This is a genomic window from Campylobacter rectus, from assembly GCF_004803795.1.
Taxonomy (GTDB): Bacteria; Campylobacterota; Campylobacteria; order Campylobacterales; family Campylobacteraceae; genus Campylobacter_A; species Campylobacter_A rectus.
In genome coordinates, this window is sequence record NZ_CP012543.1 from 2,359,309 (window position 1) to 2,378,985 (window position 19,677).

At 37.7% G+C, this 19,677-nt stretch carries 20 protein-coding genes, 6 tRNA genes and 2 pseudogenes; 5 read left to right on the forward strand and 23 right to left on the reverse strand.

Going from position 1 to position 19,677, the window contains the following annotated elements:
- Positions 1 to 255: 255 nt before the first annotated feature.
- Both CRECT_RS12365 and CRECT_RS12370 read right to left on the reverse strand, forming a co-directional pair.
- Positions 256 to 789, reverse strand: a complete 534-nt coding sequence (locus CRECT_RS12365; RefSeq protein WP_050771517.1) for a nucleotide-binding domain-containing protein — start codon at positions 787 to 789, stop codon at positions 256 to 258.
- Between the two features lie 205 nt (positions 790 to 994).
- Positions 995 to 1,618 carry a nucleotidyltransferase domain-containing protein gene (locus CRECT_RS12370; protein WP_050771518.1) on the reverse strand — a complete coding sequence of 208 codons (624 nt, stop codon included), beginning with the start codon at positions 1,616 to 1,618 and terminating at the stop codon, positions 995 to 997.
- 34 nt (positions 1,619 to 1,652) lie between these two features.
- Between CRECT_RS12370 and CRECT_RS11300 the strand changes: the two are divergent.
- A pseudogene (locus CRECT_RS11300) lies at positions 1,653 to 2,388 on the forward strand (IS1595 family transposase).
- Here CRECT_RS11300 and CRECT_RS11305 read toward each other — a convergent pair.
- The 20 genes and pseudogenes from CRECT_RS11305 to CRECT_RS11400 form a co-directional block, all read right to left on the reverse strand.
- Complete coding sequence (locus CRECT_RS11305; protein ID WP_002946161.1) at positions 2,380 to 2,526, reverse strand: hypothetical protein; 147 nt, start codon at positions 2,524 to 2,526, stop codon at positions 2,380 to 2,382. The pseudogene CRECT_RS11300 and the gene CRECT_RS11305 overlap by 9 nt on opposite strands.
- A 17-nt stretch (positions 2,527 to 2,543) precedes the next feature.
- A complete protein-coding gene (locus CRECT_RS11310) occupies positions 2,544 to 3,254 on the reverse strand; it encodes an SMODS-associated NUDIX domain-containing protein (protein WP_002946159.1) in 711 nt (236 codons plus the stop codon).
- 28 nt (positions 3,255 to 3,282) lie between these two features.
- The gene (locus tag CRECT_RS11315; RefSeq protein WP_002946160.1) at positions 3,283 to 5,517 is read right to left on the reverse strand and encodes a S8 family peptidase; all 2,235 of its coding nucleotides are present in this window, start codon (positions 5,515 to 5,517) and stop codon (positions 3,283 to 3,285) included.
- Positions 5,510 to 6,577 carry an ATP-binding protein gene (locus CRECT_RS11320; protein WP_002946162.1) on the reverse strand — a complete coding sequence of 356 codons (1,068 nt, stop codon included), beginning with the start codon at positions 6,575 to 6,577 and terminating at the stop codon, positions 5,510 to 5,512. Before CRECT_RS11320 ends, CRECT_RS11315 begins: the two co-directional genes overlap by 8 nt.
- Positions 6,578 to 6,704: 127 nt before the next feature.
- Positions 6,705 to 6,866, reverse strand: a complete 162-nt coding sequence (locus CRECT_RS13300; RefSeq protein WP_171992753.1) for a hypothetical protein — start codon at positions 6,864 to 6,866, stop codon at positions 6,705 to 6,707.
- Positions 6,867 to 6,904: 38 nt separating this feature from the next.
- Positions 6,905 to 7,327 carry a single stranded DNA-binding domain-containing protein gene (locus tag CRECT_RS11330; protein WP_100067291.1) on the reverse strand — a complete coding sequence of 141 codons (423 nt, stop codon included), beginning with the start codon at positions 7,325 to 7,327 and terminating at the stop codon, positions 6,905 to 6,907.
- A gap of 440 nt (positions 7,328 to 7,767) precedes the next feature.
- Positions 7,768 to 8,880 (reverse strand): WG repeat-containing protein, encoded by a 1,113-nt coding sequence (locus CRECT_RS11335; protein WP_407643369.1) that lies wholly within the window; start codon positions 8,878 to 8,880, stop codon positions 7,768 to 7,770.
- A complete protein-coding gene (locus CRECT_RS11340; protein WP_124853034.1) occupies positions 8,858 to 9,457 on the reverse strand; it encodes a WG repeat-containing protein in 600 nt (199 codons plus the stop codon). The genes CRECT_RS11335 and CRECT_RS11340 overlap by 23 nt, the downstream gene beginning before the upstream one ends.
- A 21-nt stretch (positions 9,458 to 9,478) precedes the next feature.
- Positions 9,479 to 10,342, reverse strand: a complete 864-nt coding sequence (locus tag CRECT_RS11345) for a hypothetical protein (RefSeq protein ID WP_039888790.1) — start codon at positions 10,340 to 10,342, stop codon at positions 9,479 to 9,481.
- 50 nt (positions 10,343 to 10,392) lie between these two features.
- The gene (locus CRECT_RS11350; RefSeq protein ID WP_039888792.1) at positions 10,393 to 11,670 is read right to left on the reverse strand and encodes a DUF3696 domain-containing protein; all 1,278 of its coding nucleotides are present in this window, start codon (positions 11,668 to 11,670) and stop codon (positions 10,393 to 10,395) included.
- Between the two features lie 263 nt (positions 11,671 to 11,933).
- Positions 11,934 to 12,080: an AAA family ATPase gene (locus tag CRECT_RS13280; RefSeq protein WP_002946202.1), complete on the reverse strand. Its 147-nt coding sequence runs from the start codon at positions 12,078 to 12,080 to the stop codon at positions 11,934 to 11,936.
- A 242-nt stretch (positions 12,081 to 12,322) separates the two neighbouring features.
- Positions 12,323 to 13,065, reverse strand: a pseudogene (locus CRECT_RS11360) (IS1595 family transposase).
- Between the two features lie 184 nt (positions 13,066 to 13,249).
- A tRNA-Leu gene (locus tag CRECT_RS11365) sits at positions 13,250 to 13,334 on the reverse strand.
- Between the two features lie 15 nt (positions 13,335 to 13,349).
- A tRNA-Arg gene (locus CRECT_RS11370) sits at positions 13,350 to 13,426 on the reverse strand.
- 12 nt (positions 13,427 to 13,438) lie between these two features.
- Positions 13,439 to 13,515 (reverse strand) — tRNA-Arg (locus CRECT_RS11375).
- A 5-nt stretch (positions 13,516 to 13,520) separates the two neighbouring features.
- Positions 13,521 to 13,597: transfer RNA gene (locus CRECT_RS11380), tRNA-His, on the reverse strand.
- A gap of 12 nt (positions 13,598 to 13,609) precedes the next feature.
- Positions 13,610 to 13,687, reverse strand: a tRNA-Pro gene (locus CRECT_RS11385).
- Positions 13,688 to 13,795: 108 nt separating this feature from the next.
- The gene (locus CRECT_RS11390) at positions 13,796 to 15,121 is read right to left on the reverse strand and encodes an MATE family efflux transporter (protein WP_002944915.1); all 1,326 of its coding nucleotides are present in this window, start codon (positions 15,119 to 15,121) and stop codon (positions 13,796 to 13,798) included.
- A complete protein-coding gene (locus CRECT_RS11395; RefSeq protein ID WP_002944895.1) occupies positions 15,118 to 15,786 on the reverse strand; it encodes a DNA alkylation repair protein in 669 nt (222 codons plus the stop codon). Before CRECT_RS11395 ends, CRECT_RS11390 begins: the two co-directional genes overlap by 4 nt.
- 127 nt (positions 15,787 to 15,913) lie before the next feature.
- Positions 15,914 to 16,651 (reverse strand): TerC family protein, encoded by a 738-nt coding sequence (locus CRECT_RS11400; RefSeq protein ID WP_002944859.1) that lies wholly within the window; start codon positions 16,649 to 16,651, stop codon positions 15,914 to 15,916.
- A 53-nt stretch (positions 16,652 to 16,704) separates the two neighbouring features.
- On the opposite strand from CRECT_RS11400, the gene CRECT_RS11405 reads away from it, so the two are divergent.
- Complete coding sequence (locus tag CRECT_RS11405; protein WP_039888254.1) at positions 16,705 to 16,893, forward strand: hypothetical protein; 189 nt, start codon at positions 16,705 to 16,707, stop codon at positions 16,891 to 16,893.
- A 76-nt stretch (positions 16,894 to 16,969) separates the two neighbouring features.
- Here the strand turns inward: CRECT_RS11405 and CRECT_RS11410 are convergent.
- A tRNA-Glu gene (locus CRECT_RS11410) sits at positions 16,970 to 17,044 on the reverse strand.
- A 69-nt stretch (positions 17,045 to 17,113) separates the two neighbouring features.
- Here CRECT_RS11410 and CRECT_RS11415 point away from each other — a divergent pair.
- From CRECT_RS11415 to CRECT_RS11425, 3 genes are read left to right on the forward strand one after another with little or no spacing between them, the layout of a single operon-like run.
- Complete coding sequence (locus CRECT_RS11415; protein ID WP_002944899.1) at positions 17,114 to 17,593, forward strand: hypothetical protein; 480 nt, start codon at positions 17,114 to 17,116, stop codon at positions 17,591 to 17,593.
- Positions 17,590 to 18,429, forward strand: a complete 840-nt coding sequence (nfo, locus tag CRECT_RS11420; RefSeq protein ID WP_002944873.1) for a deoxyribonuclease IV — start codon at positions 17,590 to 17,592, stop codon at positions 18,427 to 18,429. The genes CRECT_RS11415 and nfo overlap by 4 nt, the downstream gene beginning before the upstream one ends.
- Complete coding sequence (locus tag CRECT_RS11425) at positions 18,430 to 19,677, forward strand: OmpP1/FadL family transporter (protein WP_002944905.1); 1,248 nt, start codon at positions 18,430 to 18,432, stop codon at positions 19,675 to 19,677.

The window sequence follows — 19,677 nt, forward strand, 5'->3', positions numbered from 1 at the left end:
AAGTTTAATTGAGCCCCTAAATTTATCTCTTTTTTTGCAGTATAATGATAATCTGGAGATTCAATAAAAACAGTTTTAGGAAATATCTCTATCTTTGCATCAAACAATTTTAATATGATATTTTTAAAAATTTAACTTTTTCAACAAGTATTCTTAGAACTAAAATTAAAAACCTAATATCAGCGTTTTAATAATATCTTCAGGTATTGTTTTAACTAATCCAAATAACCAATTTATAATTGTATCAGGCATACACTACCCTCCTAGTTTTTTGGTATTAAACCACTCAAAAGTAAGACCATCAATTATATTAACTTCAAAAGGTTTACTTTTCCCATAACAAATACCATTTTTTACTAAATACGCCTCAACATAATGTCTACCTGCATAGCAAGTTTCTTCTGTTCTTATTCTTTTTCCTTGTTCAAGCTTAGAATTATAAAAGTCTCCTCTTAAGCAATTTGCATTGATTGCTTCGTAACCAGTATTGGTTATTTGCCAGTATATATCATAGTCTTTTATATTAAGTGTAAGTGCATTGACTTCAAATCTAAGTTTTCCTTTTTTATTCAAAGCTTCACCACTTTTTATTTGCTTAAATCTGAAACCATGCCAACTATAATCTGCTTTTATCCCTACGTCAGTCTTAGCAATACTTGATATTTCCCATTTAGGTTTTTGATGATGACTTAAAGAATTTAATGAAATTCCAATTTCGTTACTATTTTTGTGCAAACTTCTTTGTATATAAAACAAACTCTCATTTAAAGGCAATGCTTCATTATCCACGCTAAAATCAACCTTAAGTTGATCATACCATTTTAAAAAATTTTCAAAATATTGTCTATTTCTATCCTATTTCAAAGATAATTTTTCTTTTCTATTAACCGGATTATAGATACAGGGATTTTCATTTTTATATTCAATTCCATTTAAAAGTTTTCTAATTACATTCAATAGTAATGTTTCAAAATCATTACTAACAGTTGTACATTCAGGATAAATTTTTTGCAGCCAAGGTTGTAATTATAATAGAAGATGGTTTATATTCCATATCATCTGCAAACATAACTTCTGCATGTCTCTTTAACAATTGTATAATTCTTTGTAATGGAGTTTTTATTTTATAATCTGGAATTTCTTCTATCTTTGCATAAAATTGTTTTGCATATGATTCTTTTATTGTTTTAAAATCACTTTGTTTTTTAAACCACTCAGAATATCCTTTAGGGTTACTAACTTCCCAGTCAAATGTTATATCATCATAGTTATCACTTCTTTTATCTGAAATTGCAATATTTCCATCATCTATATCATTCCAAGGAACTGCAGGTAAGATATCTATATGAAAATTTGATTCATCTACATAATTTAATGTCCAACACCTATTGCTTTCTTTTGGAAAATTTTCCATACCATGCTTTAACGAGTAATTTTTAACTGCTTTTCCAAGTTCGTCTTTTAATTCTCTTTGAGTCTGATGATGTCTTCTTTTTTTAGTCATGTTGCAAACAATATCTATATCATACGCCCCGTCTTCAGTAAGAGGTTTAATTGCTGTTCCCAGCTTAATAGATCCTTGTAGGTAAATATCCGGACTATATTTTGTTAGGCTCAAGATAAGTTAAAAACTTTCAAAGGAGTTTTTAACTATGATTTTGTCAATGAAAAATAAGTATATAGTCCGTTCCCGAATTTCAGAGAAGAAATTTAGAGAAATTCTAAAGTACTTTACAGAAGACATAGAAGCATCAAAGATATCGAATTTAACTAAAATTTCAGAAGTAACGCTATGTAAAATATTTAGAGAAATAAGAATTCTAATGTCTAAAGAGTGTGAAAAGATAAGTAAATTTAGCGGTGAGATTTCCAGCTCGCAAGCTCGCCTAGAAGCTTCGCTTTGAGATTGATGAAAGTTACTTCGGATCTAAAAGAGTAAGAGGAAAAAGAGGTAGAGGGGCAGCAAATAAAACACCGGTATTCGGTATGCTTAAAAGAGACGGCAAAGTTTATACTCAAATAGTTAAAAACTGCTCTGCTAGTGAGTTAATACCTATATTATCGCAATATAGCGAGCTTGATAGCTCTACTATATATTCTGATTGCTGGAAAGCTTACGATGGTTTAGTTGATTACGGAGTCAAAGCACACTACAGAGTAAAACACTCCAAAAATGAATTCGCTAATGGGAAAAACCATATAAATGGCATTGAGAATTTCTAGGGATACGCTAAACATAGACTAGCTAAATTTAAAGGCATTAAGAAAGGGAATTTCTTACTTCATCTTAAAGAGTGTGAATTTAGATATAATACTAAAACTACACAGGAAAACTTATATCAGAAACTGTTAAAATTGATAAGAGAGAATCCGCTCAACTTATCTTGAGCCTTTTGTTAAATCAGATTCTTTTATATAAGTTGCAATTGCTTTATATCTGCTTGATGCTTTTTCGTAATTTGACTCAGAAACATCAATTTCATCAATAAGCTCTTTTATCTCTTTAGACATATAAAATGCTTTCATTCTATCTCCTATCTTTCTTAAATAATATATTGGGAATGCGCTCCTATTTTAAATGATTTTCCACTTATATCAACACATTCCTTTTCAATATCTTCTCTATCCACAAGTTTAATTAAATCATTTTCTTTTTCTATATATTCACATAATATCTCTCTGTATTTATCCGTTAAATGAATCTCATAAATATCAAATAATAATATCTCATTCTTTTTAAAGTGCTTAGAATAAGTCATTTTAGGCCTTATTTGCTTTAAAAATTCTATACTCATATCACTTAGTACTTTGATAGGTAATATATTATTCTTTATAATTTCTTCATAAAATTCTCTATATACAGCTACCTCTCTATTTTCTCTACTTTTAAACCACTTTAATACTTTATTAATATTTTTACCTTTAGTACAAAATCTTAAATCGCCATCCTCATAAAAACCTCTTTCATTTTCAAAGTTAATATTCAGTTTTCTTTCAATTACATTAAAAGAGCTATAAACTTTATACACTCCCCCCCCTACAGGCTGCAATTGTTCTATTTTATTTCCTTTGATTAAAAGATATTTATTGTCTATTTTTATTTTATATAGATATGCAATGCTAAACCTAATATCTTTATTCCAATGTATCAGTGATTTTACAAACAACCCTATTCTTCTATAATTAGCTACAAATACACCAATCAAAAAACAAATTCCACTACTAATCAAATTAATTCCTATATTTTCTATCATTCGTTTCCCTGCACTTTCACTATTAGTCCTATTCAAATTCAATCTCTTCATTCACTTTTTGATGAATATCTACTCTATTAACAACATCGATTACATTTACTAACCAACCATTTAATGTACAACTTCTGATAAATTCATCAATTCTATTAACTCCATTCATTTCTTTGAGTGTTACAACAACACCAAACCTAACTCCTACGCCATCTTGAGGATCTAATCGGTTATTTGTCTTTACTTCCATCCCCCAATTTTTATTTTTATAAGAATCTTTTGGTATCATTCTTTTTGTGGCACTTTCTGCAATATACTTCACATTATCCCATTTTCTAAACTGTTTTCTGGCTTCATCCTCTAAAAGATAATTTCTTTCCACCTCTGATATATCTTCAACATTCTGCTTATCACCCTTAATATCCTTGATCTTATTATCATCTCCCATTCTACCAAAATGCAAATTAAGCTCCGTATTTGTATAGTCGACCCCTTGTGATCTATCACATAAAGGAAAATAACACATAGTAGCTTTTGCAATATACGGATATTTATTATCCTTTAAAGGAACGGGAAAATGATAATTATAAGTATTCCACTTTTCACTTATATCTGAGACTACAAATTTTATTTCATCATCTTTCGTTTGGATAATATCATTTATATGAATAGGTACAACTCCATGCCCATATAATGCAACTTCCTCAGGGGTCGGCTTTTCATCCCAGCCTCTTGCCGCATCAATAATCATAGCTTTTGCAACTTCTCTATTGAGCCCTAAGACATCAATTAAATAGGATAATTTTCTTGCAATCCAAGGTGCAGCATAAGAAGTACCAGCAACACTCGCAGCCCCTAAAGGTTCACAAACCCTAATGTACTTTTCTTCACTGCCACCATAATAGCTCACATCAGGCTTTGCAAAGAAAGATAATACTAATCCTTTACGAGCATATTTAGTAGACAGACCATTCTTACTAACTGAATTTACAACTATGCTATTAACAGAATCTGCCGGAGAGCCTATTTTTACTATATCTGCACTTGGTTTATTTGTTCCTGCCACAACAAATATCACATTATTTTCAAACTGAATTTTATCTAATGTTGCAGCTTCAGCAGAAATAAAGTTATCATTAATTTCCAGATTACTACCAAGTGAAATATTCCAAACTTTTATATCTGAATTATTTATTACAATACTCTTTATTTTCTTTATTATTGAAAATGAAGAAAATTCAGCACCTACCGCTACTCCAAAATGCCTAACTTTGAACCTTCCACAACCATCATCTAACCAAGGATTTAATCTTGCTCCATCAACAATAATGGAAGACACTGCTGTCCCATGATTATAATCTTTTGGATTTTTTGGTATATCTTCTGAGACCATATCATGGTATTCAACCCAATCGCTAAAATAAACACTTTCATCGAATAAAGTATCTATCACACCAATTGTCGGTTCAATAGTTGGAGATGGTATAGTTACCATTTTTGTTTGATACTCATTGATAAAATCATCAGGTGATAAACTTGACAAATCAACGGTTGCCATTGAAACAAGATAAGGTGCTTTTTCGAAAAGTAGTTCTACCTGCTTTTCGTCTAAGTAAACAGTTTGATTATCTAAAATTCTGCTACTTAAAATATCTATCCCTAATCTTTCAAATAATAATTTTGTATCTTTTCTTACATCATACAAAGTTATAATGCTCTGTTTTACATCTATCGTAGGCAACTCTACCTCAAAAGAATCAATATATGATACATCTGCAATCACCTGTTTAAATATAGACATACTTACAGAAAAATCTTTAAAAACTGTTGGATTAACAATATTTTTATCTTCAAATATATTCTTGCTGATCTTACCTACAAATTTTTGAGACAATATATTTGAAGTATCTGTAATCAACTCTATGCTTTTAGTCAAATCATACTCATCAAGAAAATATGTGATGATGTGTTTACTCTTATCTATATTAAATTTTGCTCCAACAATTGCTTCATTAGAAGCCGTCCCTTTAAAAAGTCCTGCAATTCGATTACTTTTCGCAACAATTTTATTATAATGAACACTAACTAAAATCCCTTCAAATGGCTTTGTTTCTTTATCCCAAAATTCTTTAATCTGGCTTAACTGAGATTTTAATCTTAATAAATGTTCTGTGGTAACTTCTATTTTCCCGTTCATAGCTATACCGCCACGCATACCATTTTTACTGGCTTGCACAAAGCGTTTCCCTTTCAATTCTAATACCCTATTCACTATCTACTTCCTCCTTCTTTAACTTTCTTGATACAGCACTCTTAGATTCCCCTTTTAGTTTTTCTATTTCTCTCACAGTAAATCCTTCTTCGTGAAGCTGATTGATACCCTTTTGATCTAAGTTCCCTATCAAGCTATTATATAATCTTTTCAAATAATCATACTCTGAACCAACATCACTAAACGCAAGTGATGTTTTTATAATATTTTTTAACTCTCCAGGATAAGGTAATTTCGGAGCTGTCTTTAATATTTTTTTAAATAATCTGGTATCCTTTGATGTTCCTTTAAAATTCTTGATAAACGAAGAAAAATAATACTCAGCAACTTCTATTAAATCTTCATCACTATACCTATTGAAATTAATAACCGCATCAAATCTCCTAATTAATGCTTTATCAAAATTTGAATATAGATTAGTTGTTGCAATAAGCACTATTTCTTTATTAAGATCTGTTAATCTATCTAATTCTCTTAAAATTGTAGATGTTACTCTTCCCATTTCTCTAATATCATTAGAATTAATTCTATCCAGAGCGATAACATCAATCTCATCAAATAAAACTACTATCTTATTCGCATTTGGAATCATATTTATTTCTTTAAAGACTTTTATGATGTTTTTATTAGTCTGCCCCAACTTGCTATCTATCAAATTTTCAAAATCCACTCTAAAAAGAGATCTATCTAACAGTCTTGCGACATTTTTCGCTGCTTCTGTTTTTCCACTTCCCGGTAAACCCTCAAATAAAAATTTATTAATCCCAACATTATGGTTTACGGCATTAATAATACCTTTTATGTCTTCTGTTATTTCAAGTGGTAAATTTAACGCCTCTAAGTTTCTTGTTTCCACTTGTTTTAAAAATTCGCTTTCAAAGTCGCTACTCTGTGGCGAATATAAATTTGATTCAGATATTAACCCCATAATATATTCAGATAATTGATAATCACCAATGCTATCAAAATACCTTGCTATTGCTATGGCCTCATTTCTAAAGGAATTTTCGTTCCTTTCCACATGGTATTTTATTAAATTCAAAACATTTTGTTTTTTCATATTGCCATACCTCCTATTTTCTTTGTCATTATATCATAAATCGGGACATATTTCTATACTTATGGGACAAATATTTTAATTCTTAGCTTCTATAACAAATAACATTTTAACAATTCTTCATAAATTGCTAAAAAAGAGCTGGTGCAGTCCAAAGACCACACCGACATACATTTATCTCTCCATTTCTTTTTGGTTTTTCTTTACTCTCTTTCGGCTTTTGCTTATCTTCCACTTGATATTTCTTGATAGCTCCAAGGACGGATTCTTTCTTTTCTTCCTGTCCTTTCATCTGTTCTTTTGACTTTAGCAGCTTTGAAGAAAGTATCCTTAATTGCTATGTTCTCTGCCGTTATCATCAATAGAGGTTCTAAGCTGTCCGAATAACTTTACGAAATCTCCCTGTTTAAAATCCTTTAGAATATCACTCTTTTCGCCGTAGGCGGAGCAATTATGATATACCTTATTTTCCTCATCATCTTTGGATACAACGGAAAAATTCACCACCTTAAAGGCTTCTCCGTTCTTGTTTTCTCTTTCAATGACATCGACCTTGCCTACAATATTCCCGACAATATTGACAAGGTTATCTTTTTCCTCTTTAAAATAGGGCAGGTCTTTTATCTGTCCCTGTTCCCTTAAATCCTCAATCATGTAATCGAAATCTTCATGAAGCAGATTGATGGTGTCATTTGCCATATAAGCATCATATAGCTTATCCAAGACACTTTCGTCGTTAATCCCTTTTTCCATACTGATAACCGACTAACTGCTCCGAGCTCTTACGGAGATATGTCCGTAAGTTTAAATATTTATTAAAAACAGCCGAATTAAATAGGCTGTTTTTAATAAATATACTCGGATAAAGCGTGGGTCAAGGGAGTGGCAAACTCTCCTTGCGAGCCTCTCGTGAGACCAAAACGGTAACGTTTTGTGGCCACGTAGAGTATACTCGCCCTATTAGCAAAAACGAGAACAAGCTAACATAAGAATACAAGGAATTTTTACAAAAAAGGAACATATAAACCAGCTACTCAAAGATATAAACTTGATAGAACTTATCAAATATCATAATCAATAAATTGATCTGGCGGCTTAGAAATGACACTAAAATCACACAAATGAAGCTTATAAAGATAATAAATAATATTATAATATTTAATAAATACTTATAGCTACTCCATTTAAAAAATTTACTTAAAGTCGCCGTTGCTATCTATAAAAAACTCCTTCTCCGCCATCTTTATTAAAAACGTATTTTCATTCATTCTTTGCACTACTTCAAATTCGCCGTAGAGTTTATTTTTTATGAGAACGTTATAGTTTGCGTCCAAAAGCCCAAATTTATCATCGCTTTTTGACAGCAAGAAGACATTGCCTGATTTATCTGAAACTTCTTTTATGACTTCTATTTGATTATTGTCTTCGTCAAACACTATAAAATTTCCTTTAGTGTTGATGACAACCCATTGACCGTCTTTCATGACTTCAGTCAAGCCCTTTTTGAAGTCATGAGCATAACCAAACTTGCACTCTATAACCCACTCGCCTTTGATGTTTATGTATCCCCATTTGCCGTCTTTTTTAACTGCAGCCAAGCCTTCGATAAAATACCCAACCTCATCAAATTCACACTCTATAATCTGCTCGCCTTTGGTGTTTATGTATCCGTATTTACCGTCTTTTTTTACTATAGCTAAGTCTTCAGTAAAGCTATAGGCTTCATCAAATTTAAACTCTATGACCTGCTCGCCTTTGGTGTTTATGTATCCGTATTTACCGTCTTTTTTTACTACAGCTAAGTCTTCAGTAAAGCTATAGGCTTCATCAAATTTGCCCGATATTTCTATCCGATTTCCATTCTCGTCATTAACTACAAAATTTCCTTTGGTGTTGATTGTAAAATAACTATAACTATAGTTATTTTTAACTGTGGCTAAGCCTTCTTTGAAGCTGTAGGCATAGTCAAATTTACACTCTATGACCTGCTCGCCTTTGGTGTTTATGTATCCGTATTTACCGTCTTTTTTTACTACAGCTAAGTCTTCAGTAAAGCTATAGGCATTATCAAATTTAAACTCTATGACCTGCTCGCCTTTGGTGTTTATGTATCCGTATTTACCGTCTTTTTTTACTACAGCTAAGTCTTCAGTAAAGCTATAGGCTTCATCAAATTTGCCCGATATTTCTATCCGATTTCCATTCTCGTCATTAACTACAAAATTTCCTTTGGTGTTTATGTATCCGTATTTGCCGTCTTTTTTAACTGTAGCCAAGCCTCCACTAAAACCCCCCAACCGAATCAAATTTACACTCTATGACCTGCTCGCCTTTGGTGTTTATGTATCCGTATTTACCGTCTTTTTTTACTACAGCTAAGTCTTCAGTAAAGCTATAGGCTTCATCAAATTTGCCCGATATTTCTATCCGATTTCCATTCTCGTCATTAACTACAAAATTTCCTTTGATGTTTATGTATCCGTATTTACTATCTTTTTTAACTCTGGCTAAGCCTTCGCTAAAACTACGAACCAAATCAAATTTACACTCTATAATCTGCTCGCCTTTGGTGTTTATGTATCCGTATTTACCGTCTTTTTTTACTACAGCTAAGTCTTCAGTAAAGCTATAGGCTTCATCAAATTTGCACTCTATAACCTGCTCGCCTTTGGCGTTTACGTATCCGTATTTGTCATCTATCTCATTTACAAATAACTTCTCATTCGGCTTATTTACATTGTCCGCCTTAACGGTATCCGTTTTTTTAATCGTAGAATTATTTGTTTTACTAGCGATTGGACTTCTGGCGGCTTTTACAACGATTACTTTTGCGGGCCTTTTTTCTTCTTGTACTCCAAATAGCGATTTTAAAAAATCAAGCATATATTATCCTTTTTTAGTATTTTACATTGTTATCTCATAGACTAAGTCAAACGAGGGATTATTTTTATCAAACGGAGACGTTATATCGTTTAGCTCATTGTATTGTTTTAGTCCAAATTCACTCGTACTTCTATCGTTTACGTCCAGTCCTGCTCCTACGACTAGCCCAATCTGATTTGTCACCAGATACCTCTCATGCATCTTTATGCCCCCTTGCTTTTCCTTCCATACATATATGGTTAAAGTGTGTCCGTAGTTAGAGCGTATATGGCGGCAAATACTTCGCCATTTATCTAACCTCTTTTCCCAAGGATTATAATTGTCTATCTGAAATTTGCAATGTATTATTATACTTCCTTTAGTTTTATTATTTCTACGCTCGCCGAAGTTTTTAGCGATTATTTCCAAAGTTCTTTTATATCTATAGACATCCGGATAAAAGTAGGGGTCTATTATCGTGAGCTTTTTAGCATATGATACTACGTTTTCTAGCTCTTTTTCCGATTTTAGTCTAGCTATAGATCCGCCATAGCCGTACTTGTCGCCTATATCTACATTTTCTAGATCGTCTAATACAAAGGTGCGGTCGGTTTTTTTGCAAGAAAAGATAGAATTTATACTTCTAATGCTGTTTATGCTATCGGCGATTTTAAGCCAATCATCTTCGGTTTGCGGCTCTGCTCCGCTTTTGGGCTGAAATTCTATCCTTTCTCTGTCCTTAAGATATTCTATCAGTTTTAGTAGCTGATCCTTATGCTTGGCGCAAGAAGATATATTTGATAAAACGCATTTAATCCAGTCCCTATTTTCCAAAGACAGGACAAAGCCGCTTCTGCTTATATTTTCCAAGAGTGATTTAAGATTGTAAAAATTACTTACGGACATATTACTTCCTAAAAATACCTCCGGAGTTAAGAATATCTCTTTTAGCATTTTTACTCGAACCTCTCTTTGTATCCCTCTTCAAAAAAGCCATTAGGCCAAGCATCAAGTAAGACTCCATCCTCGTCGAGCCCAAGCTCTTTGATGTATGTCTTCTTGCCGTTGTTGTCGACATAAAGCAAACATATATCGTCAGGAGTTATGTACAGTTCATCGTTTTTATTTATTTTACCTTCGCTAGAGTACCTTAACCTTCTCATAATACGAAGCAGTATATGCTCACTGTGCGTTTCTATAAAAAAATTATTTTTGTTATTGTTTTTAGACCGTATAAACTCATCCGCCATCTCACACTGAACAGCAGGGTGTAGATGTAGTTCGGGTTGTTCTATAAAGATACTGCTGTTATCAAGGGCCATACAACTAGCCAGTATCGGCAAAGACTGGGATATCCCAAGCCCCATATCCCTAGGGCTCACAAACACCCCTGTTCTTAAATCCAAAAATTTTAGCTCTTGAATATCCGGCTCTACTAATTCCTTTACATTTTTAGGATCGTCGACTTTATAAAATTTTTCTACTTCTATCTTGTAGGTTGATTTTAGCTTTTTGTCGTCCGATAGCCATACGTTAAGTTTTTCTCTTGAGTCTTTATCAAGTAGAATCTTTTGCCATATCTCTTTACTGGAATGCACCTTGTCGTAGCTTACCGTGTCGCTAAATTTATCAAAGACAAGGTCTTTTCTCTCGGGATAAAATCTAAGCGGAGAGAAATATTGTATAGCTTCCTTGTATCTATAGTTGTTAAGTCCTTGGAATATACAAAGAGCTACATTTCCAAGCAAAGCGCCGATACCTTTACTTTTATCAAATTCGGTTAAGATATCGTGTATGTTTTTGTGTTTTATTTGTTCTCCATACCATGCATACATACCTTCTCCATTTTTACCGCATATACAGCCTTTATCGTCCATAATTGTTTCGCTAACATCTTCATCGTTTTCATTATAATCTGTGATATCTTTTACTGTTTTTATAAAGGGATGCTCTTTATCAAACTCCATCATAAAAAAATCAATAGAAAATGCCATATTCATATTCTTAAAAATCGCAAAATCATCTAATGGTGTATTTCGATTATAAAAAGGTCGTATTCTTGCATATTCTTTAGAATTAATCAATATAAATATATCTTGTTTAAAGAAGTCTTGATGTAGCCCTGATCTGACTTTTATTTCTATTTTTTTTATACCATAGTTATTCTTAACTATGCCTCTTAGTTCGTCTATATCTAGGTTAGCGTCTATGCTTATGTCTTTATGTTCTCGCATAAATCGCTCCAACCCGCCTTTTTCGCATATAAGCCGAAATAAATATTTTGGATCTAGGTTTTTTGAGCCTTTCTCGTACCGCACCTGAAAGCGCTCAAGACACTTGGAGTATAAAAGATATCTTATGGACTCTTGATCCGCAAAATCATAAGTATAGGTTATTACTCTATCTGTATCGTGTTTATGGATAAAGTTGTCAAGTCCACCTAAGTCTAACTCATCCCCGGCAAAATTTGACTTTTTAAGATTTATATCTCCGCCGCCTAAAGATATTCTCTATATAGCATGGCATGCAAAAAGCTTGATTTTCCAGAGCTGTTGGGACCATATACTAAAGTTATCGGCTTATCTGAAAATTTCAGCAAATTTTCTCCAAATGCCTTAAAGTTATTAAATCCCACTTTTACCATTTTAGCCCCTCGATGTATTTTTTGTTTACCGTGATTATACTATAGTTTGTTTTTGGCGCTCTTAAATATTGCTAGAATTAAGCGTTATACTTTGCAACGCCTGAGTACCATAGACATAATTACAAAAATAGTATTCAGGCGACCTGTCAAAGCAAAACCTCTAATGATAAAATGGGCCAATATAGGATGCTCTAGAATATTAAATAAATCCGAGAGAAAGAAATTTGAAAAATAAAAAAGGCTCAATTAAACTTAAGCGGATTCTCTCTTATCAATTTTAACAGTTTCTGATATAAGTTTTCCTGTGTAGTTTTAGTATTATATCTAAATTCACACTCTTTAAGATGAAGTAAGAAATTCCCTTTCTTAATGCCTTTAAATTTAGATAATCTATGTTTAGCATATCCCCGTCTGCTTGCAGTAGCAAGACGAAGTCGCAGCTAAAAAGTTTTCTATGCCGTTTATGTGATTTTTACCATTAGCGAATTCATTTTTGGAGTGTTTTACTCTGTAGTGTGCTTTAGCTCCGTAATCTACTAATCCATCATAAGCTTTCCAACAATCAGAATAGATAGTAGAACTATCAAGCTCGCTAAACTCCGATAATATCGGTATCAGTTCATTAGCAGAGCAGTTTTTAACTATCTGGGTATAGACCTTACCGTCTCTTTTAAGCATACCGAATACCGGAGTTTTATTTGCTGCACCTCTACCTCTTTTTCCTCTTACTCTTTTAGATCCGAAGTAACTTTCATCAATCTCAAAGCGAAGCTTCTAGGCGAGCTTGCGAGCTGGAAATCTCACCGCTAAATTTACTTATCTTTTCACACTCTTTAGACATTAGAATTCTTATTTCTCTAAATATTTTACATAGCGTTACTTCTGAAATTTTAGTTAAATTTGATATCTTTGATGCTTCTATGTCTTCTGTAAAGTACTTGAGAATTTCTCTAAATTTCTTCTCTGAAATTCGGGAACGGACTATATATTTGTTTTTTAACTTCGCTACGCTCGTTACTTTTCAAGAACATAGTTCTCATCGTAACTTACTGCCCCTTTGTATGAGCTTAAGTTAAAGAGAGCCATAAAAAATAAGAAGTTTGGGTTACCCGTCGGATTACCTTTTGAAATCTTAAGTCTTGAAATATCGTATTTTAGGGAGTTTTGGATGGTGCGGATGAAAGGACTTGAACCTTCACGCCGTGAGGCACCAGATCCTAAGTCTGGCGTGTCTGCCAATTTCACCACATCCGCACAACAATAATAAAGTGGTACGCCCATCAGGATTCGAACCTGAGGCCTACGGCTTAGAAGGCCGTTGCTCTATCCAGCTGAGCTATGAGCGCATAAAAACAAAGTGGCGCGCCCGATAGGAGTCGAACCCATAACCTACAGATCCGAAGTCTGTCGCTCTATCCAATTGAGCTACGAGCGCCCAAGTGGGGTGAGTGATGGGAATCGAACCCACGACCCTCAGGACCACAATCTGATGCTCTAACCGACTGAGCTACACTCACCATCTAACAAAATGGTCGGGGTGAAAGGATTCGAACCTTCGGCCCTCTGGTCCCAAACCAGATGCGCTAACCAGCCTGCGCTACACCCCGAGGCATTGCGAGTTTAGCCTACTTATTGAAAAGGGGCATTGTAGCCAAAAAAATACGCTATGTCAAGAAAAATAAGCTTAAATTTGAAAATCGCCGCAAATTTTTGTTTCAGGTCGCGCAAACTCGTCTAAGAACGAATTTGGTATAAAAGAAAAACGTCAGCCCGATCAACCAAACGTTAAAAAACATTGCCTTAAAAATGTCTTGCAACTCGCCACCAAAAACATCGGCTACGAGCGAGTAAAGCGCTATTTGCAGCACTATCTGGCGGATAAAATTTAAAACAAAAACCGCCGCCGGTCTTTTTACGCCTTGAAGCGTCGAGCCGGAGAGATTTATGAGCGCGTAGCCCATAAACGCTAGCGAATTTACCGCAAAATAGCTCCTCGCCGCGCTCACGACCTCGGGCGTCTCGTCAAAAAAACCGACCAAAATCCCGCCAAAACCAAGGCAAAAAGCCGCCGCGAAAATGCAGTAAATCGCTAAAAATTTGACCGAATAAGCGTAGCATCCGCGCACTCTGGCGTATTCGCGAGCACCGAAGTTTTGCGACACGATACCCAGCACCGCCGATGCGATGCCAGTCGTGGGCAGCATAACGATCTGCTCTATGCGCAGCGCGAGGCCATAACCTGCGACCGCGTGCGTGCCGTAACGGCCGATGAAGTGCATGAGCACGAGTCCGCCAAGCGACATCGAGAGGTAGTTTAGGCATGCGGGCAGGGCTTGGGCTAAAATTTTGCGGTAGATGGCGAGCTCGGGAGCAAATGAGCGTAAATTTAAAAAATTTATCATACCCGTTTTTGCGACTTTGACGCCTAAAAATAGCGAACCCAAAAGCTGCACCGAAGCCGTCGCCAGCGCGATCCCGCCGATACCAAGCCCGCAAAAATCCACGTAAAAAAAGCAAAAGCCTAAATTTATAAAAAGTCCCGCAAAAAGCCAGTTTCGCAGGCTCTTCGTGTCGCCCGCGGCTACCAGCACGCCGTTTAGAGATTTTATGAGCAAGAAAAAGGGCGAAGCAAGAAATATCACGCGATTATACGCCATAGCTTCGCGTAAAAACTCCTCGTTCGCGCCTAAAATCTTAAGCAGATGCGGCGTGAAAATAAAGCCGAAAAGCCCCATGAAAACTGCGCAAAGAAGCACGAAAAATACGCCCTTTGCGGCGTAAATTTTAGCCAGACGATCCTTGCCGCCGCCAAGAGCGTTGCCCACAAGCGCCGTTAGCGCCGAGCCAAAACCGAGCCCCACGCCCACGACGCTAATGTAGAGCAAAAAACTCATCGAAAAGCCCGCCAACGCCTGCGTCGAGATGCGCGCGGCAAAAAATACGCCCGTCACGTTGTAAAGCGTGTTAAAACTCATCGCGACGCCCGCGGGCGCGGCCAGACGCAGCACGAGCTTGTTTACGGGCTCTTTTGTGAGATTCACTTGATTTTGAGCTCCAAAAGCGCGTCTTTTACGTCTTTTGGCACGCGGTAGCTGTCGCGGATCTTTGAGATCGTTTTGTTGTGGGTAAATTTACTCAGTCGCTCACTCTCTAGCAGCTGCTGCCCCGCGCCGTCAAATTTGATAAAAACCTCGGCTAAACACCAAGCAGCCGCCATTTGCACGTAGTATCGCTCGTCCTTTTCCTCGGCGCAAATTTCAAAAAACCGCTCAAGCGAAAGCGCCCCAAAATTGCGCATAAAATAAACGTAGAAAAACCGCTTTTCGTATTCTAAATTTGAGCTTAGAGCTTGCTTTAGCAGCGCATTCACGTAGCATGCACCCGCAAATTTAGGCTCAAAGCCGTCCGTCACCGCCCAGTTTGGCATCGTTTTGATAAACTCGCTCGATAGCTTAAATTTGGCTTTGTCGTCTTTTATGAGCATTATCAAAAAGCCCTTTAGCATGAACTCCTCGTGAAAAAACGGCTCGTAACCTGCGATCTGCTCCAAATTTAACCGAGCGAAATTTTGCTTTGCCAGGCGTCTTAGCTCTGGCGTCTTGACGCCTAAAATTTCGGGGCTTTTGATGAGTTTTTGTGAAAATGCCGCTAGCTTTTTACTCCTAAGCCCCTCTAAAATCTCTAAAAATTCGCCTTTTACGTCCACGCTAGCTCCTTTGCTTTTTAAATTTACCGCTCAAATTCGCCCCGTTTAAATTTGACGCCTCAATAACAAAAGCCGAAGCGTCAAATTTGCCGTCCTGCGCGCCGAGAGCAAATTTAAAGGCTCAAATTTACTTTTGAGCCTCTTTGGCGCGCTTTGCCGACTTTTTGCGAGCGTAGATGTTGATGAGCTCCACGCCCAGAGAAAAAGCCATCGCAAAGTAAATATAGCCCTTAGGCACGTGCAGTCCGAGCCCCTCGCCCACGAGCGTAAAGCCGATCAGGATCAAGAACGCAAGCGCGAGAATTTTGATCGTCGGGTTGTTATCGACGAAATTTGAGATGCCCTTAGACGCGAACATCATCACGCCCACCGCAAGCATCACGGCTAGGATCATGATCTCGATGTGGTTTGCCATACCTACTGCGGTGATGACGCTATCGAGCGAAAAGACGATGTCAAGCACCGCAATCTCGGCGATAACGATCCAGAAACTCGCATGCCCCTTGCTCGCCGAGTGCTCTTCGTGCTCGCCGCTGACGCTTGAGTGGATCTCGAGTGTGGACTTGCCGATGAGAAAAAGTCCGCCCAAAATCAGCACCAAATCGCGCCCCGTGATCGTGAAATCAAACACGCTAAACAGCGGCTTGGTGAGCTTCATAATCCAAAATAGCGAAAGCAAAAGCGCAATCCTCGTTAGCATCGCAAGCGAAAGTCCAAGTATGCGGCCTTTGTCGCGCTGCTCGGGCGGGAGCTTGCCGACTAGGATCGCGATAAATATGATGTTGTCGATACCAAGCACGATCTCAAGCCCGGTTAGCGTCACGAGCGACAGCCACGCCTCGGGCAAAAAAATCCAATCGAACATTTTTTTCCTTTTTTATAAATTAGGGCGCGATTATAGCCAAAACGGGTTTAAATTTGATTGAGCGGGCAAATATGGGCGTTTGGGGATCAAATTTTGCGCTTTTGACGCGCGAAGCATCGCATTTTGAGGCGATTAAATTTGACGAATTTTGGCTTATTTGGCAGCGATTAAAATTTGCCGAGATGAAATTTGATTTTGCAAAATACGCCGCAAACGGCTCCGCAGTTAAATTTGGATTTTAAGAAAAATTATTTAGATAAAGGGCGTTTAAGCGATAAGCGGATAAAATTAAAATCTTTTGTGAAATTTAAAATGAAGTGGTGACCCCTACGAGACTCGAACTCGTGTTACCGCCGTGAAAGGGCGATGTCCTAACCGCTAGACGAAGGGGCCACGAATCGACGGAAATGGGATTTTACATTAAAGATAATAAAAAATAGCTTAAACTAAGGATAAAAAATCATGAAAAAATTTGCTAAATTCGCTTTGGCTGCGCTTGCGTGTCTAGCATTTGGCGGCTGCACCGCGCTGCAAAGCCAAAAAACATCCGATAAATTTATCGTCACCATCCTCACTCCGCCGCTAAAAATCAACGACGTGGGCTTCCTGCATAAAAGCGCAAATCAGCTAAATTTGCAAATTTACAGCTCGGGCGTAAATACGGTAAATCTCAAAATAAACGACAAAATTTGTATGAACGGCGCATGCTTTGAGAAAAAAGAATTTAACAAGAAATTCTTTCTTGAAGAGAGATACGACGACTTTTTCGCCGAAATTTTAGAGCGCAAGCCGCTGTATGACGGCGCAAATGTAATGACAAATTCGTGCGGTTTTATACAAGATATAAGTAAATATTCAATAAAATACGAAGTTTGCGGTAAAAATATCGGTTTTTTCGACACTAAAAACCGCATAAAAATCATCATAAAAGAGCTTAAATGAAATTTATCGGCGCGCATGTGAGCATCGCGGGCGGCGTAGAAAACGCTCCGCTAAATGCGGCAAATATCGGCGCGAACGCCTTTGCTATGTTTGTCAAAAATCAGCGCCAATGGGAAGCCAAACCGCTAACGCCCCAAAATATTTCCAAATTTAAGCAAAATTTAAAAGCCACCCATATCGAGCCCGGACACGTTTTGCCCCACAACGGCTACCTTATAAATTTAGGCCACCCAAGCCCCGAGCAGCGTCAAAAGTCGATTAACGCCTTTTTGGACGAAATTTACCGCGTAGAAGCGCTCGGACTTCGTATGATAAATTTTCATCCTGGCTCATATCTAAACGAAATTTCACCCGAAATTTGCCTTCAAAATATCGCAAATTCGGTAAATTTCCTACTCGAAAATAGCCAAAACGTAAAGCTAGTCATCGAAAATACCGCGGGCCAAGGCTCAAATTTGGGCTTTAAATTTGAACACCTGGCTTTTATCATCAAAAACTGCATCGATAAAAGCAGGATCGGCGTGTGCCTGGACACCTGTCATACCTTTGCCGCGGGATACGACATCAAAGACGACTACGAGCGCGTGATGGGCGAATTTGACGAGATAGTCGGGCGCGAGATGCTACGGGGCATGCATTTAAACGATACGAAATTCGACTTAGCCAGCAAAAAGGACCGCCACGAGAGCCTAGGCAAGGGTTTTTTGGGCTTGAAGACATTTGAAAACATCATAAACGACCCCCGCACGGACGACATCCCGTTGATCCTAGAAACGATCGACGAGAGCGTCTGGGCGGATGAGATAAAAATTTTAAGAAATTTTAAAGGAGAATAAATGAAAAAATATATCGGCGTTTGCCTTGCGGCTTGTTGCTACCTAAATGCGGCGGGCTTTAAAATCCCGGAGCAAAGCGGCGATAGCGTCGCGCTTTTAAACTCAAACGTCGCGACGAGCTTCGGCCCGGATGCGGCTTATAACAACCCGGCGAATATGGTATTTTTAGACGGTGGGCACTATTTGGAGAGCTCGCTTGCATACCTACATATGGCAAAAACGAGGTACACGCATAAAAACGGCGCCAAATTTACGTCAAAAAGAGTGACTGCGCTCGTGCCGACCTTTCACTTTATGACGCCGCATTTTAGCAACTGGCGCTTTGGTCTATCAGTCGTCGTGCCGGCCGGAATGTCGATGAGGTGGGACGAAAAACTACCAAAAGCCACCTCCAAAAAATTCGACCTAAAAGTGATCGAGGCAAATCCTAGCGTCGCTTATGCGCTCACGGACGATCTAGCCGTCGCCTTCGGATTTCGCGCCGTTTACGCCAAGGGAGAGGCCGTGCAAGAGATCTCAGGCGCCCTACCCGCATCCCAAGACATCAAGGGCGACCGCATAAATTTCGGCTATAACGCCGCAATCACGTATAAACCAACTTCAAATCTGAGCCTAGCGGCCACCTACCGCTCAAAAGTAAATATGAAACTAAAAGGCGACACCGAAATCAAAGCGCCGGCGCATCCGAGGGGAGCATTTCCAAGCGGTTCATATAGCGGCAGCGCAAAGCTATCCGTACCGCTACCTGCAAGCTTAAATTTAGCCCTCTCCTACAAAATCGCAAACACCACGCTGCTTTTTGACTTTGAGAGAACCTACTGGTCTGCGTGGAGGGAGCTTGACTTCAACTACCCGGGCGCCTCGGCGATGCACTTGCGAAACCCGTTTTTCGCGGCATTTGACGCGCCGAAAAAGCGCGACTGGAAAGATACGAACGCCTATCGCATCGGCGTAGCGCACGACGCGACGGATAAGCTTCGCCTGATGGGCGCGATCACTTTCGACGAGGCCGCATCCAGAGCCGACACCACGGGCTTTGATCTGCCCGACACCAAGGCCGTTATTTATGCGGCGGGCTTTAACTATAAATTTACGGACGCCTTGGAGCTTGGAGCCAGCTACTTCTACCAAGACAGAAAAGCGCGCGACGTGAGCTACTACTCAAACGCGCAGGGGCTCTATCCAAACGGCAAATTCGAGCGCGGCAACGCTCAGGCGATAAATTTGAACGTAAAATATAAATTTTAA

Coding starts and splice junctions, on each gene's coding strand:
- CRECT_RS11305 (WP_002946161.1), bottom strand. CDS start 2,526: ATGAAAGCATTTTATATGTCTAAAGAGATAAAAGAGCTTATTGATGAA.
- CRECT_RS11345 (WP_039888790.1), bottom strand. CDS start 10,342: ATGTCCGTAAGTAATTTTTACAATCTTAAATCACTCTTGGAAAATATA.
- nfo (WP_002944873.1), top strand. CDS start 17,590: ATGAAATTTATCGGCGCGCATGTGAGCATCGCGGGCGGCGTAGAAAAC.
- CRECT_RS11350 (WP_039888792.1), bottom strand. CDS start 11,670: ATGCGAGAACATAAAGACATAAGCATAGACGCTAACCTAGATATAGAC.
- CRECT_RS11425 (WP_002944905.1), top strand. CDS start 18,430: ATGAAAAAATATATCGGCGTTTGCCTTGCGGCTTGTTGCTACCTAAAT.
- CRECT_RS11330 (WP_100067291.1), bottom strand. CDS start 7,327: ATGGAAAAAGGGATTAACGACGAAAGTGTCTTGGATAAGCTATATGAT.
- CRECT_RS11310 (WP_002946159.1), bottom strand. CDS start 3,254: ATGATAGAAAATATAGGAATTAATTTGATTAGTAGTGGAATTTGTTTT.
- CRECT_RS13300 (WP_171992753.1), bottom strand. CDS start 6,866: ATGAAAGGACAGGAAGAAAAGAAAGAATCCGTCCTTGGAGCTATCAAG.
- CRECT_RS13280 (WP_002946202.1), bottom strand. CDS start 12,080: ATGGTAAAAGTGGGATTTAATAACTTTAAGGCATTTGGAGAAAATTTG.
- CRECT_RS11415 (WP_002944899.1), top strand. CDS start 17,114: ATGAAAAAATTTGCTAAATTCGCTTTGGCTGCGCTTGCGTGTCTAGCA.
- CRECT_RS11340 (WP_124853034.1), bottom strand. CDS start 9,457: ATGCTTGATTTTTTAAAATCGCTATTTGGAGTACAAGAAGAAAAAAGG.
- CRECT_RS11400 (WP_002944859.1), bottom strand. CDS start 16,651: ATGTTCGATTGGATTTTTTTGCCCGAGGCGTGGCTGTCGCTCGTGACG.
- CRECT_RS11320 (WP_002946162.1), bottom strand. CDS start 6,577: ATGAAAAAACAAAATGTTTTGAATTTAATAAAATACCATGTGGAAAGG.